The sequence below is a fragment of the uncultured Sphingomonas sp. genome, assembly GCF_937871615.1.
In the GTDB taxonomy this organism is placed as follows: Bacteria; Pseudomonadota; Alphaproteobacteria; order Sphingomonadales; family Sphingomonadaceae; genus Sphingomonas.
The window spans coordinates 37,920-50,770 of sequence record NZ_CALMPA010000023.1; the positions used below are offsets into that span (position 1 = coordinate 37,920).

Sequence of the window (12,851 nt, forward strand, 5' to 3'; positions counted from 1 at the left end):
AACCGCGAATCCGCATATCTGCAGAAGCGAATGGCACGCTGCTGTTCCGGCATCGGTTGTGGACGCTTTCGCCTCATTCGTCGCGAAGGTCTTGCCCGCTTCAATCTGCAAACATTGGGATAATACAATGTCCGTTCGCCGCGAAACGCCTCTAAGGAATGGCGGATCGTGACCGATCGCGGAGCCTTGATGACAATCCTGCCAAGCAACCGCCCGCTGTTGCTCCCGCCGCTGTTCATCGTGACAGCGCTGCTCGGCGGTTGCGCGCACTATGCGGCTGCCCCCCTTGCCCAGCGCCCGGCGCTGGCCGCGACGCTGGCTGATCTGCCGCAAGTGCCGGCCCGCCCCTTGAGCGTGGAGGATGTCGTCGCGCTCGCCGTCGCCCGCGCGCCCGATCTGGTCGCGGCGCGGACGAAGCGCGGCGTGGCGGAGGCGCAGCTCGTGCAGGCTGGCGTGTTGCCCAATCCCTCGCTGACCGGCGCGTTCCTGCCGCTCGTTTCCGGCGCGGGCACAGTGCCGGCGTGGAATTTCGGGCTCACGCAGGACCTGAAGGCGCTCATCATCCGCGGCCCGAAGCTGCGCGGCGCGCGCCATGCGGCGGCGCAGGTGCGCGCCGACCTGTTGTGGCAGGAATGGCAGGCCGCCGGACAGGCGCGGCAACTCGCGGTCGACCTGATCCAGCGCGAACAGACGCGCGCGATGCTGGAGGAAGCGGTGGCGTTGCTCGGTCACCGCTATGAAGTGACGCAGAAGGCGCTCGCCGCCGGCAATGCGACATTGGTGACCGCCGCCCCAAGCGCGATCGGCTATCAGCAGGCGCGCGTCAGCCTTCAGGCGCTCGACCAGCAGCAATTGCAGGACCGGCACAAGCTCAATGCGCTGCTCGCGCTCGCGCCCGACGTGGTGGTGCCGCTCGCCGCCACCCCGGACATCGCGCCGCTCGACATCCCCGTCGCGCGCGCCAGCCTCGCCACCCTGCCCGAGCGGCGGCCGGACCTGCTCGCGCTGCGCTTCGGCTATGCCTCGCAGGACGAGGCTTTGCGCGGGGCGATCCTGTCGCAATTCCCCGATTTCATCCTCGGCGGCAGCGTGTCAAGCGACAACAGCAAGGTCATCAACGCCGGGCCGAACGCGCAGATCGGCCTGCCGCTGTTCGATCGCAATCAGGGCAATATCGCAATCGCCCGCGCCACCCGCGAACAGCTCCGCGCCGAATATGCCGCGCGGCTCGATGCGGCTGTGGGCGAGGTCGGCGCGCTTCTGTCGGAAATGGAGCGGATGCGCGCGCAGCTTGCGATCGTGGAACGCGATCTGCCCGGCGCGCGGCTCGCCGCCGCCCGCGCCGCCGCCGCCTTCGGCAAGTCCGCGCTCGACGAACGCGCCTATGTCGATCTCGTCACCAACCGCTTCACCAAGGAACAGGAAGTGTATGCGTTGCAACTGAGCCTGCTCGATCGGCAGGTGGCGATCGAGACATTGCTCGGCACCGGTCTTCCAGGCGTCGATACGCTCGGCCTAGCGGACCCCGGCACGAAAGGAGCCGCACGGTGAAATCCGGCACGATCTGGCCTGCCATCGCCATCTGCCTGCTGAGCGCGTGTGGATCTTCCGGCTCTCCCGACGATACGGCGGCTGGAACCACGCTGGTGACGGCGATAGCCGCTCGCCAGGGCAGCCTGCCGCGCGTGATCGAGGCTTATGGTCAGGCGACCCCCGCCGCCAACGGCGTAGCGACACTGAGCGTCCAGCAGCCGGGGCAGGTCGTCGCGATCCCCGCCGTCGCGGGCACGCGCGTTGCAGCCGGCGTGCCAGTGGTGGTGTTCGCCGTCGCTCCCTCGGCGCGCAGCACCTATCTTCAGGCGGAAGGCGCGGTGAAGGCGGCGGAATCGCAGCGCGCGACGACCGCCCAGCTGGTCACCCAGCAACTCGCGACGCGTGACCAGCTCGTGCAGGCGGAGAAGGTCGTCACCGACGCGCGCGTCGCGCTGGCCGCCCTGGCGAAGGAAGGCGCGGGTGCGGCGACGCTCACCCTGCGCGCGCCCTTCGCCGGCATCGTCAGCACCTTGCCCGTCGCGCCGGGCGACCGCACCCAGCCGGGGCAGGCGCTCGCGACGATTGCGCGGACCGGCGCGATGATCGTGACGGTCGGGGTCGATCCCGCCCGGCGCGCGGACCTGCGCGTCGGCGCGCCCGTCACGCTCGCGCGGCTCGACGGCGGCGCGGATGTGGCCGGCCATGTCCAGCGCGTCGATGCGATGCTCAACCCGCGCACGCGCCAGATCGACGTGGACATCGCCTATCCCGCCGGCGCGATCCTGCCCGGCGAGGCGATGCGCGTGGCGATCGAGACGGGCCGCGCCGAGGGCTGGCTCGTGCCGCATCGCGCCGTGGTGGTGGACAGCGACGGCAAGGCCAACGTGTTCCAGATCGCCGGCGGCAAGGCGAAGGCGGTGCCGGTCACGGTCGACGTGGCGCGCCCGGACAATGATCTTGTCTCCGGAAAGCTTGATGCCCGCGCGCCGCTGATCGTCGACGGCGCGTATCAGCTCGGCGATGGCGACGCGGTGCGGGCGCAGCGCGGCCGATGAGCTACGCCTCGCTGCTTCAGCGCCAGTCGCGGGCGTTCCTCACTATCGCGGTGGCATTGGCGATCGCGGGCGTGGTCGCGGCTTTCTCGCTGCCGATCGGGCTGTTTCCGCAGGTCTCCTTCCCGCGCGTGGTGGTGGATATCGACGCCGGATCACGTCCCGCCGACCAGACCGCGCTCACCGTCACCACCCCGGTGGAGCAGGCGCTCCGCGCGGTGCAGGGGGTGCAGAGCGTGCGCTCGGAGACGACGCGTGGCGCGGCGCAAATCTCGATCGACTTCGGCTGGGGCCGCGACATGGTGGCGAGCACCCTGCTGGTCGAGGGCGCGATGTCGCGCGCCTTGGGCGCGCTGCCGCCCGGCACAACATACAACGTCCGCCGGATGGACCCGACGGTCTTCCCGATCATCTCCTATGCGCTCGAATCGCAGCAGGCGACGCCGACGCAATTGCAGGATTTCGCGCGCTATCAGGTCGTGCCGCTGTTGAGCAGCATCACCGGCCTCGCCCGCGTCGACGTGCAGGGCGGCGAGACGGCGGAGATACAGGTGCTGGCCGATCCCGCGCGCCTCGCCGCGCACGGGCTGGCGATGGGCGACCTCTCCACCGCGATCGCCAACGGCAACGTGCTCAGCGCGGTCGGCCGCGTGCAGGATCGCGGGCGGCTGTCGCTGGTGATCGCGGACCGCACGCTCCCGGGCGCGGCGGCGGTCGGCGAGGTGGTGGTGAAGGCCGATCCGGCCGGCGTGGTGCGCGTGCGCGACGTCGCCACCGTGCAGCAGGGGATCATGCCGCAATGGCTGCGCGTCAGCGAGGACGGGCGGCCGGCGGTGCTGTTCAACATCTACGAGCAGCCGGACGGCAATGCCGTGCAGATCGCGAAGGCGGTCGAGCAGAAGCTGGCGCATGTGAAGCTGCCGCCCGGCACACGGCTGGTCTGCTGGTATGATCAGAGCCAGCTCGTCACCGAATCCGTCGCCAGCGTGCGCGATGCGGTGCTGATCGGGCTGGTCCTTGCCGCTTTCGTCCTTCTGCTGTTCCTCAGGAGCTGGCGCATCACCCTCGTCGCCGCGATCGTCGTGCCGGCGACGCTGGCGACGACCGTGCTGGTGCTGACGATCTGCGGCATGAGCTTCAACATCATGACATTGGGCGGGATCGCCGCCGCTGTCGGCCTGCTGATCGACGACGTGATCGTGATGGTCGAGCATATCGTGCGCCGCGCAGGCGCGGAAGGATCGGGCGGGAAGGCGGCGGTGCTGCCGGCCGCACGCGAGTTCATGGCCCCGCTCACCGGATCGAGCCTCGCGACGCTGATCGTGTTCCTCCCCCTCTCCTTCCTGACGGGCGTGACGGGGGCGTTCTCCAAGGCGCTGTCGCTGACGATGGGCGCGGCGCTGGCGATCTCCTGGGCGATGACCGCCTTCGTCGTCCCCGCGCTCACTGCCCGGCTGGTTGATTTCGACACCACGCACGACCCCGCCGCTTCTGGCGAGGGGCGCCTTCCACGCTGGCACGATCGAGGACTGGACCTATTGCTGACCCGCCCGTGGCTGCTGGCCGCGCTGGCCGTGCCGCTGCTGATCCTCGGCTATGTCGGCTACGCCAACGTCCCGACCGGCTTCATGCCCAAGGTGGACGAGGGCGGATTCGTGATGGACTATTATACCCCGCCCGGCACCTCGCTGATCGAGACCGAGCGGCGGATGAGCCAGGTCGATGCGCTGCTGCGCGCCGACGCGGATGTGCTGACCTTCTCGCGCCGGCTCGGCACCGGCCTCGGCGGCGATCTCGGGCAGAGCTATCACGGCGATTACTTCGTCCGGCTGAAGCCCGGTCACGCGCGCGGCACCGAGGAGGTCGCCACGGCCATCGCGCATCAGGTGGACGCGCGGGTGCCCGGCGTCGCGGTCGAGGTGGCGCAATTGATGGAAGACCTGATCGGCGACCTCACCGCCGTGCCGCAGCCAATCGAGATCAAGTTGTTCGCCGCCGATCCCACGATCCTCACCGATCAGGCGCGCAAGGTCGCCGCCGCGATCGGCAAGGTTTCCGGTGTGGTCGAGGTGAAGGACGGGGTGCAGCTCGCCGGCGACGCGATCGACGTGCGGATCGACCCGATCCGCGCCGGATTCGAAGGCGTCACCCCGGCGGAGGTGCAGGCCGCGATCGACACCGCGCTGAACGGCGCGATCGCCACCACCCTCCCCCAGCCGACCAAGGCGATCAACGTCCGCGTCCGCCTGCCCGAGGCGATGACGCTCACCCGCGAGGGGCTGGCGGACCTGCCGATCCGCGCCGGCGACGGCCATGTCTTCGCGCTGTCGCGCGTCGCCGACCTCCGCCCCGTCACCGGCCAGCCGCAGATCGCGCGCGAGAACCTCGAGCCTATGGCCGCCGTCACCGGCCGGATCGAGGCGCGCGGGCTGGGTGCAACGATCGCGGATATCAAGGCGGTGCTGGCGCAACCGGGAATGCTCGCGCCGGGCGTCCGCTACGATCTCGGCGGGCTCTACCAGCAGCAGCAAATCGCCTTCGCCGGGCTGACGCGGGTGTTCCTCGCCGCGCTGATCGCGGAGTTCATCCTGCTGCTGATCCTCTATCGCCGCTTCGCGACGCCTTTGGTCATCATCGGCTGCTCGCTGCTCTCCACCACGGCCGTGTTCACCGCTTTGTGGCTCACCGGCGTCGACCTCAACATCACCGCGCTGATGGGGATGACGATGATCATCGGCATCGGCACCGAGATGGCGATCTTCTACGTCAGCGAATATGAGGAACTGGCGCGCCACATGCCGCACCGCGACGCCGCGCGCGAGGCGAGCCGCAACCGCCTGCGCCCGATCACCATGACGACGCTCGCCGCGATCCTCACCCTGCTGCCGCTCGCGCTGGCGATCGGCTCGGGCGCGGGCATCCAGCAGCCGCTGGCGATCGCGATCATCGCAGGCCTGCTGCTGCAATATCCGCTCGTGCTGCTTGCCATGCCGGTATTGATCGGGCTGATCGCCACGCGGGACGATACCTCCCTAACCGCATGATATTCTCTACCAGGTAAGCTTGCGCATAATCCTTTACCGGACATTGCGAAATTACAATGAAGGTGAATAACACCTGCGGCCTGTATTCAGCGTTAACTCATGCGGGTCATCTTAAATCTTCCTTATCCGCAGACATCCATGTCGAGGAGATTGCAAGATGTTACGCAAGATGCTCACCAGCGCAGCGATGGCAGCGACATTCGCCGCTGCGATCATGCCGGCTGCCGCGGTTGCGCAGGACCGCTACTGGAACGGCAGAGCGGATGACCGATATGATCACAGCCGTTTCGACGAGCGTGATCGCTATCAGGGTGGCGATAACTGGCGCGACCGGCGCTCATGGGATGATCGCGGTTATCGCTCGCGCGGTTGGGAAAACGACGGCTATTCGCGAGATCGCGGCTATTATGATCAGACCGGCTACGAGCGCAGCTATTATGCCAGGCCGCAATATCATTATCGCTGCCGCCGCAGCGGCACGACCGGGACGATCGTCGGCGCGATCGCGGGCGGTCTGCTTGGCAATGGCATCGCCGGCGATGGAGATCGCACGCTTGGAACGGTCATAGGCGGCGCGGCGGGCGCCCTTGCCGGGCGGGCAATCGAACGCTCCGGCAACGGCTGCTGACGCACCGCAAATGTCGTCACTGCCCGAATTGTATTTGGACTGACGGGAGAGAGAGCATGTTTCGCAAGATTATGATTCCAGCCGTGATCGGCGCTGCGTCGATCTGCGGCATCTCAACACCGGCGAATGCCCAGAGTTTCGGCTTCTACGTCGGCTCGGGCTATCCCGCCTATGATGACGGCCCCGGACCCTACGGTTATTATCGCGGGCCAGCCTATGACGAGGACCGGCGCGAGGCGTGGCTGGCCCATGAGCGGTGGGAAGCACGTCAACGCTGGGAACGCGAGCAGGCTCGCCGTCGATACTGGCAGCACGAACGGTGGGAACATCGGGGCTACTGGCACGAGGAAGACGAGGACGAGCAATAATATCCCGCAAGCGGCAGATTTATTCTGGCTATCAGCCGGCTCCCGACGGGCTGCAAGCGGCGAATGGATCATCCATCCAGCGCCGCTTGCCGCTGCCGAGATATCGATCAACTCGGCGCAGACTAGCCGTTGAGCTTGTCCTTCACGGCTTTCGCTGGAGTGAAGACCAGCTTCTTCGAAGCCTTGATGGCCATACGTTCGCCGGTTCTTGGATGGCGTCCATCTCGAGCGGGCGTGGCTTTGACACGAAACTTCCCGAAGCCGTTGAGTGAGGTCTCCTCGCCCCTGGCGCCGGCATCGGCAATCGCCGTCAGCACCGCGTCCAGGATCTTGCGCGCCGCCGCCCTCGACAGGCCATGTGCGGCCGCTACCTGCTCGGCGAGGTCGTTATTGTTCATGAAGGAATTCCCTTTCTTCTGATGGTGGCGAGATCACCCGTAACAGGCCTTGTCAGCGCTTCCACCGCCCGGCGTTCGGCCTCCTCGAACGAGCCGGCGAATGCAGTCGGATAAGGCCACGCTTTCGCGGCACGCGCGCTTCTCCGCTCCATCTCCACCCGCTCGCCGGGATCCGTAACGACGTAAACCGCAAGCCTCACCTTTGTCGCGAGCATTTCACGTCGCGCCTTGAGCCATAGCGCCAGCGGCTTACCCGCTTCAGGTCCGGGCCGTTGCGTCGCGTCCAGTATGAGAACAAGCTGATCGTTCTTCTCGAGCAGATGATCGTAGGCGCGGGTCCATGCATGGGCATCCCGTTCGCTTCGCATCGGTCGGGATCCGGACCGGTAGATGCCGGGACTCAGGGGAATGAAAAAGTCGGCCACGGCAAAGCCTTTTGCGAGTCGCTCTCAGCACTAATTGCGAATAGTTCGCAAATATCGTATCCCGGATCAAGCCGCGTTTCGCGGATTTGGAGGATCGCGATGGCCGACAAGCAGCGTTCGATGATGACCAGCCTGCCCGCGGTAGCGACCATGCTCCTGGGAATCGCCTTGCTGGTCCTCGCCGCATTGCGCTGGCGCGAGAATGGCTGGGGCTCCCTGGTCTGGCTGTTGGTCATGGTCGCGATGTTCGTGATCCGCACCCCGCACTCGCTGCGCAATCGCGCCAATGTTGTCGTCGATGCGCGCAAGGACGGCATGGAGATCGCGCTGCTGGCGGGCATGTTCCTCGCCATGATGGTGCTGCCGCTCCTCTATCTCGCGCTCGGCCTGTTCCGCTTCGCCGATTACGACATGCCGGAATGGGCGACGTGGATCGGGGCGCTGGCGCAAATCCCCTATCTCTGGCTGTTCTGGCGCAGCCATGCCGATCTCGGCCGCAACTGGTCTCCGGGGCTGGAGGTGCGGGAGGATCATGCGCTGGTGACGAACGGCGTCTATGGTTGCATCCGCAACTCGATGTATGCCGCCATCTGGATTTCGGCGCTGGCGCAGCCGCTGCTCATCCACAACTGGATCGCGGGGTTCCTCGTCGTTCCCGCTTTCGCCGCCATGTGGTTCATCCGCGTGCCCAATGAGGAAGCGATGATGCGCGCCCGTTTCGGCGCGGCATGGGATGCTTATTGCGCTCGGGCCGGAAGGCTGTTCCCGAAACGCCCGAAATAACCGTCATCTACTTCGCGAAGTGCCGTGGAAGGTTGAATCGCAGGCGCGCGGGGCGCTGCGGCCGGCTACCTCGTGCCACGTCTTTATCGCATCGGCTGCCCGGATCGATGCTCATCGTCCGGAACGCGGGCTTCCGATCGCGCGAATCAATATCCCCCACAGCGCTCCCCCATCTGACCGACGGCGGTTAGATTGGGATAAGATTGGGATTTGATTACATCTGCGGCGTCCCCCTTGCCCCCGTAATTCGTGATCGCTACCCGGCCGCTATTGCAAGTCGTTTGCAAATACCGGGAGGACAATATGAGATCGACTTCGAGGCAGCGCGCGCTGCGCGGACTGCTGGCGGGCACCGCGCTTTTAGGTTGGGCGAGCCCCGCCCTCGCGGACGAGCAGCACAATCCGGACGACGTCATCGTCAACGGCCAGCGGATCAATGCCTATACGCCGCAGGAAACCATGACCGGCGCGAAAACCGATGTTCCGCTGATGGACATTCCGGCGGCCGTCGTCGTCATCCCCGATGAGGTGCTGCGCGATCAAGGCGCGCAGAACATGGACGACGCGCTGACCAACGCCAGCGCCATCGCGCCCAATTTCGGCGGCGGCTACGGGCTGGCCGACAATTATGTCATCCGCGGCCTCGCGATGCGCTTCCTGCGCGACGGCCTGCCCGACGGCCCCACCTTCATGGGCTATCGCCGCACGCTCGCGGACGTGCAGTCGATCGAGGTTCTGAAAGGCCCCGGCTCGGCGCTCTACGGCCGCGCGGAGGCGGGCGGCTCAGTCAACATCACCACCAAGGCGCCGCAGGACCGCTTCGCCGCCGAGGCTGCGGCATCGTACAGCCGCTTCAATAGCTGGGAGCTGACCGGCGACGTGACGGGCCCGCTCGCCAGCGGAATCGACGGCCGGATCATCGCCCATTACGAGCGCAGCGACGGCTATCGCGGCCTTAAACGGCGGATCACCGAGATACTGCCGACGCTGACCTTCGCGCTCGGCGACCGCAACCTGCTGACGATCGACTATGACTATCGCGATGCGTCCAACGTGGTCGACAATTTCGGCGTTCCGTTCACGCTCAACCGCAGGCTCGCCAATCTCGATCCCGGCATCCGCATCTACAGCCCGTTCAACCGGGTCGACCAGACGATCCATCGCGTGACCGTGAAGGACGAGTTCCAGGCGAACGACATCCTCAAGCTGCGGGCGGCGGTGATCTACGACAATCGCAAGATCGATATCGCGCGCGACGGCGGGGCCAGCCTGCTCAGCGCATCCAATACGATCACCAATCGCAACGGCCGCACCCAATATGACGATTCCGAATATTGGACCGCGCAGTTCGAGGCGGTCATGACCCCGACGACCGGCACCATCAAACATACCATCCTGTTCGGCACCGAATATGCCTCTGCCGATGTGCGGACGGTGCGACGCACCTACAATCTCGGCAATATCACCTTCACGAACGGCGTGCCCGACGTACCCAATACGACGCTGCCGACGGTGAGTACCCTCTCCTTCGATCGTCACATCATGTCGGAATCGCTCTCGGTCTATGGCCAGGAGCAGATGGACATCAGCGATGCCTTCAAGATCCGCGCCGGATTCCGATACGACGGGATGCAGCTCGACGATATCAACAATGTCGGGGTGACGGCGCCGAGCCGCCGTGGCGCGTCGGACCTTTTCAGCTGGCAAGCTGGCGCGGTTTACCAGCCGAGCCATTGGGTATCGCTCTATGGCGGCTATTCGGCTGGACAGTTCGTGAGCGTCCAGACGGAATCCGGCTCCCTCTCTCCCATCCCGGAAAAATCGAGTCAGGTCGAGGCTGGGCTGAAGCTGCAACTGCTGGACGGCAAGCTCAATGCCAATACCGCCCTGTTCGAGACGAGGCGCAGCAACTATTTCGTCACGCTCACGCCCGGCACCGATCCCGTGCAGGTCGGCAGGCAGCGCTCGCGCGGCATCGAGTTCGATCTCATCGGCGCGCCGATGAAGGGACTGAGCCTCATCGGCAATTTCGCCTATGTCGAGGCGATCAATCGCGCCCGCGCGCTGGGGAGCGTCTCCGGCCTCGTGAGCAACCAGTCGGTTTACGGGATGCAGCTTGGCTCGACGCCGAAAACCTCGGGCGCGTTCTGGGCCAATTACACGCTGACCGACGGTCCCCTGGCTGGGTTCGGTATCGGAGCAGGCGTGGTGTACAAGGGCGCGGTCTATGCCGATGCGCTGGAACTGCTCAAGGTGCCGTCCTATACGATCTATCGCGCAGCGCTCTCGTGGCGGACGAAGCATTTCGACGCCCAGCTCAGCGTCAACAACCTGACCGACAAGGTCTATTATACGGTCCCGACATTCATCGGCGCGCTGCCGGGTGAACCGCGGTCGTTCAAGCTGACCTTGCGCACGCGCTTCTAGCATGACCACCGGGGCGTCGCGGGCGACGCCCCGGGAATCGTTCGGCTCTCAGCAGCCGTTGCGCCGATTCTGTGCCGCGTCATGGCGCTTGTCGAGATGGCGGCCGAGCAACGCCCCGCCAACGCCGCCTGCGATCGTACCGAGCGTTCCGCCGCCCAGCGCATTGCCGAGCAGAGCACCACCGGCGCCCCCCGCGATCAGACCGGTCGTTCCGTTGCTGCGCTTGCACCGATAGTGATAGTGGCGATGATATCCGCGATTGTAGCTCTGGGCGTCCGCCGACACCGGCACTGCGACCGGCATTGCCACGGACGCCATGACTGCCGATATGATCAAGGTCTTGCGCATTGCTGTTCTCCCTTTCGTGAATTGCCGGCCCACCTATGAATCCGCGCGCCGTTCTTGTTGCTGAACGCGGTTTGCAGTTGGCGTTAAGGAACATTGCAACGTGAGCCGAAAGTTTACGCACATCGTAGGAGTGTCGCTGGACTTTGGTATCTTTTAGGATTCACGGCCGGCCGAGGCGGTTTGCCCTTTCAGCGCCGACGCAACGAATCTCGGATTTGATCATCGTGCATCTCGCCCCTGCGCACGTTTCAGTTGATCGGCGCCGATGGCGCTATAGCGTCCGAATGTCGGACGAGGAGATGGATATGCGCTCGATCATCGCTGCTCTTGCCGCCATGACGCTGATGGCCGGAGCTGCACCGGCCCTCGCGGCACCGTGCAAGGATGCCAAGACTGGGAAGTTCGTGAAATGCGCCAACAAGGCCGCTGCCAAGCCGACCAAATGCCGCGACGCCAAGGGCAAGTTCACCAAGTGCAGCGGCCCCGGTGCCAAGCCGGTCAAGCAATAGCCTGTGAGTCGTTGGGTCCGTCGACGAAAACGCCGGCGGGCTCATTCGGCTGCCTGCCGAATCGGGTCCGATACCTCTACCGTTGATCAGGCGCTCGCGGGCGTCCGCGAGCGGTTAGCTGATTGCCGCAGGCTTCCTCGCCTGATGCTTATTCCGGCGGGACACGATTAATGCAAAGCCTTGGCTTCCTGCTAGGGCGGAGATGGCTGGGCCTTCATGTCCGATGCCGACACCGTAGAAAAGCTGTTCGCCACATTGCGATGGCGCGAGACGCCGGAAACCGTCGCGAAGATGATCCGGGATGCGCTGCCCGCCGACCGGGCCGCGAAGCTCAGGGCCCCGCTCGCCGAAGTCGTCGGCCAGTCGCTCAAACGCGTATGCCATAATGCCGGGGGTAAGAATCTCCAGCGTCAGGTCACTGCTATAGGGAGTCGAACAACGCAACCGCAGTAGCAGCCGTATGGCCGTCACCAGAATCGATTGACGCCAAATCCGTCGAATAGGGCCTCATTCGAAACGAGCGGGACATTTTCGACCAGCGATTGGGCGATGAGGAAGCGGTCGAACGGGTCCTTGTGCGCAATGGCAAGGTTGCCGGCCATCGCGGCATGCTCGATCGAGATCGGCAGCTCGGTGAAGCCCTGTTCCCGGACAAAGGCACCAAGGTCCGTCGCTAGCAGACCGGCCTCGGGAAGTTTCCCAAGGCGATGTTTGGTGCTGATCTCCATCGCCGACGCGGCGCTCACGAAAATCTCGTTCGCCTCCTCGGCGATCGCCTCTCGCGCTGGTTTCGTCAGCGTTTCATCGCCCATGAACCACCAGATCAGCGCATGGGTGTCGAGCAGAAGCCTCATTCGCCTTGCCAGGCGTCCAGTTCATCGGACGGCAGCGGTTCATCGAAGCGGGCGTCGATGGCGATTTTTCCCTTCAGCGATCCAAAGCAACGCTTGCCAGGCTTCTTGACCGGAACCAGCCGGACGGCAGGAACCGCTCCCCGCGCAATCACGACCTCCCCGCCAGCGAGCGCCTCGGCGATCAGCTTGGAAAGATTGGTTTTCGCTTCATGGACGGTAACGGTCGTCATCGACTTCACTCCTTAGCCAAGATATTAGCTAATCTGCGGGGTTGTTCAAGGCCCGCCAGCAAGGCGATTGCCGTATCGATCTCCGACTGAAGATCGGAGCCTTGACGAATCTCGCGACTCAATGGAACATAATGGGAACGAATGAGTCGATGATGACTGATGCCCATGCAACCCGCCTCCCTCGATCGGCCTCACGCCGAGCAGCTTGCCGCGCTTCGCGCGCAGGTCGCGGCCGCGGGCCTAGCGCGAGGA

General features: G+C 65.3%; 15 protein-coding genes. 9 read left to right on the top strand and 6 right to left on the bottom strand.

Going from position 1 to position 12,851, the window contains the following annotated elements:
* The first annotated feature begins 189 nt into the window (after nucleotides 1-189).
* The 5 genes from Q0316_RS06425 to Q0316_RS06445 all read left to right on the top strand — a co-directional run bounded on the left by Q0316_RS06425 (nucleotide 190) and on the right by Q0316_RS06445 (nucleotide 6,625).
* Nucleotides 190-1,551, top strand: a complete 1,362-nt coding sequence (locus Q0316_RS06425; RefSeq protein ID WP_298670714.1) for a TolC family protein — start codon at nucleotides 190-192, stop codon at nucleotides 1,549-1,551.
* The gene (locus tag Q0316_RS06430; RefSeq protein WP_298670715.1) at nucleotides 1,548-2,588 is read left to right on the top strand and encodes an efflux RND transporter periplasmic adaptor subunit; all 1,041 of its coding nucleotides are present in this window, start codon (nucleotides 1,548-1,550) and stop codon (nucleotides 2,586-2,588) included. Before Q0316_RS06425 ends, Q0316_RS06430 begins: the two co-directional genes overlap by 4 nt.
* The gene (locus Q0316_RS06435; RefSeq protein WP_298670716.1) at nucleotides 2,585-5,629 is read left to right on the top strand and encodes an efflux RND transporter permease subunit; all 3,045 of its coding nucleotides are present in this window, start codon (nucleotides 2,585-2,587) and stop codon (nucleotides 5,627-5,629) included. Before Q0316_RS06430 ends, Q0316_RS06435 begins: the two co-directional genes overlap by 4 nt.
* A gap of 157 nt (nucleotides 5,630-5,786) precedes the next feature.
* Nucleotides 5,787-6,257 (top strand): glycine zipper 2TM domain-containing protein, encoded by a 471-nt coding sequence (locus Q0316_RS06440; RefSeq protein WP_298670717.1) that lies wholly within the window; start codon nucleotides 5,787-5,789, stop codon nucleotides 6,255-6,257.
* Between the two features lie 56 nt (nucleotides 6,258-6,313).
* Entirely contained in the window at nucleotides 6,314-6,625 is a 312-nt protein-coding gene (locus Q0316_RS06445) for a hypothetical protein (RefSeq protein WP_298670718.1), read from the top strand.
* A 122-nt stretch (nucleotides 6,626-6,747) separates the two neighbouring features.
* On the opposite strand, the gene Q0316_RS06450 is transcribed toward Q0316_RS06445, so the two are convergent.
* Both Q0316_RS06450 and Q0316_RS06455 read right to left on the bottom strand, forming a co-directional pair.
* Nucleotides 6,748-7,023 carry an HU family DNA-binding protein gene (locus Q0316_RS06450; protein WP_298670719.1) on the bottom strand — a complete coding sequence of 92 codons (276 nt, stop codon included), beginning with the start codon at nucleotides 7,021-7,023 and terminating at the stop codon, nucleotides 6,748-6,750.
* Nucleotides 7,020-7,448, bottom strand: a complete 429-nt coding sequence (locus Q0316_RS06455) for a hypothetical protein (RefSeq protein ID WP_298670720.1) — start codon at nucleotides 7,446-7,448, stop codon at nucleotides 7,020-7,022. Before Q0316_RS06455 ends, Q0316_RS06450 begins: the two co-directional genes overlap by 4 nt.
* Before the next feature lie 99 nt (nucleotides 7,449-7,547).
* Here Q0316_RS06455 and Q0316_RS06460 point away from each other — a divergent pair, with 99 nt between their 5' ends.
* Both Q0316_RS06460 and Q0316_RS06465 read left to right on the top strand, forming a co-directional pair.
* The gene (locus Q0316_RS06460; RefSeq protein WP_298670721.1) at nucleotides 7,548-8,231 is read left to right on the top strand and encodes a protein-S-isoprenylcysteine O-methyltransferase; all 684 of its coding nucleotides are present in this window, start codon (nucleotides 7,548-7,550) and stop codon (nucleotides 8,229-8,231) included.
* Nucleotides 8,232-8,534: 303 nt separating this feature from the next.
* Nucleotides 8,535-10,658, top strand: coding sequence for a TonB-dependent siderophore receptor (locus Q0316_RS06465; RefSeq protein WP_298670722.1), 2,124 nt, complete (start codon nucleotides 8,535-8,537; stop codon nucleotides 10,656-10,658).
* 48 nt (nucleotides 10,659-10,706) lie between these two features.
* Here the strand turns inward: Q0316_RS06465 and Q0316_RS06470 are convergent, their stop codons facing one another.
* Nucleotides 10,707-11,006 carry a hypothetical protein gene (locus tag Q0316_RS06470; protein WP_298670723.1) on the bottom strand — a complete coding sequence of 100 codons (300 nt, stop codon included), beginning with the start codon at nucleotides 11,004-11,006 and terminating at the stop codon, nucleotides 10,707-10,709.
* Nucleotides 11,007-11,290: 284 nt separating this feature from the next.
* Between Q0316_RS06470 and Q0316_RS06475 the strand changes: the two genes are divergently transcribed.
* Together Q0316_RS06475 and Q0316_RS06480 are read left to right on the top strand one after the other, a co-directional pair.
* Entirely contained in the window at nucleotides 11,291-11,515 is a 225-nt protein-coding gene (locus tag Q0316_RS06475) for a hypothetical protein (RefSeq protein WP_298670724.1), read from the top strand.
* Between the two features lie 216 nt (nucleotides 11,516-11,731).
* On the top strand, nucleotides 11,732-11,968 hold the full coding sequence (locus Q0316_RS06480) for a hypothetical protein (protein ID WP_298670725.1): 237 nt from the start codon (nucleotides 11,732-11,734) through the stop codon (nucleotides 11,966-11,968).
* A gap of 14 nt (nucleotides 11,969-11,982) precedes the next feature.
* Here Q0316_RS06480 and Q0316_RS06485 read toward each other — a convergent pair whose 3' ends face one another.
* The 3 genes from Q0316_RS06485 to Q0316_RS06495 are packed head-to-tail and all read right to left on the bottom strand — an operon-like array spanning nucleotide 11,983 to nucleotide 12,766.
* Complete coding sequence (locus Q0316_RS06485) at nucleotides 11,983-12,369, bottom strand: type II toxin-antitoxin system VapC family toxin (RefSeq protein WP_298670726.1); 387 nt, start codon at nucleotides 12,367-12,369, stop codon at nucleotides 11,983-11,985.
* Nucleotides 12,366-12,599, bottom strand: a complete 234-nt coding sequence (locus tag Q0316_RS06490) for a type II toxin-antitoxin system Phd/YefM family antitoxin (RefSeq protein ID WP_298670727.1) — start codon at nucleotides 12,597-12,599, stop codon at nucleotides 12,366-12,368. The genes Q0316_RS06485 and Q0316_RS06490 overlap by 4 nt, the downstream gene beginning before the upstream one ends.
* Before the next feature lie 5 nt (nucleotides 12,600-12,604).
* On the bottom strand, nucleotides 12,605-12,766 hold the full coding sequence (locus Q0316_RS06495; protein WP_298670728.1) for a hypothetical protein: 162 nt from the start codon (nucleotides 12,764-12,766) through the stop codon (nucleotides 12,605-12,607).
* Nucleotides 12,767-12,851 lie beyond the last annotated feature (85 nt).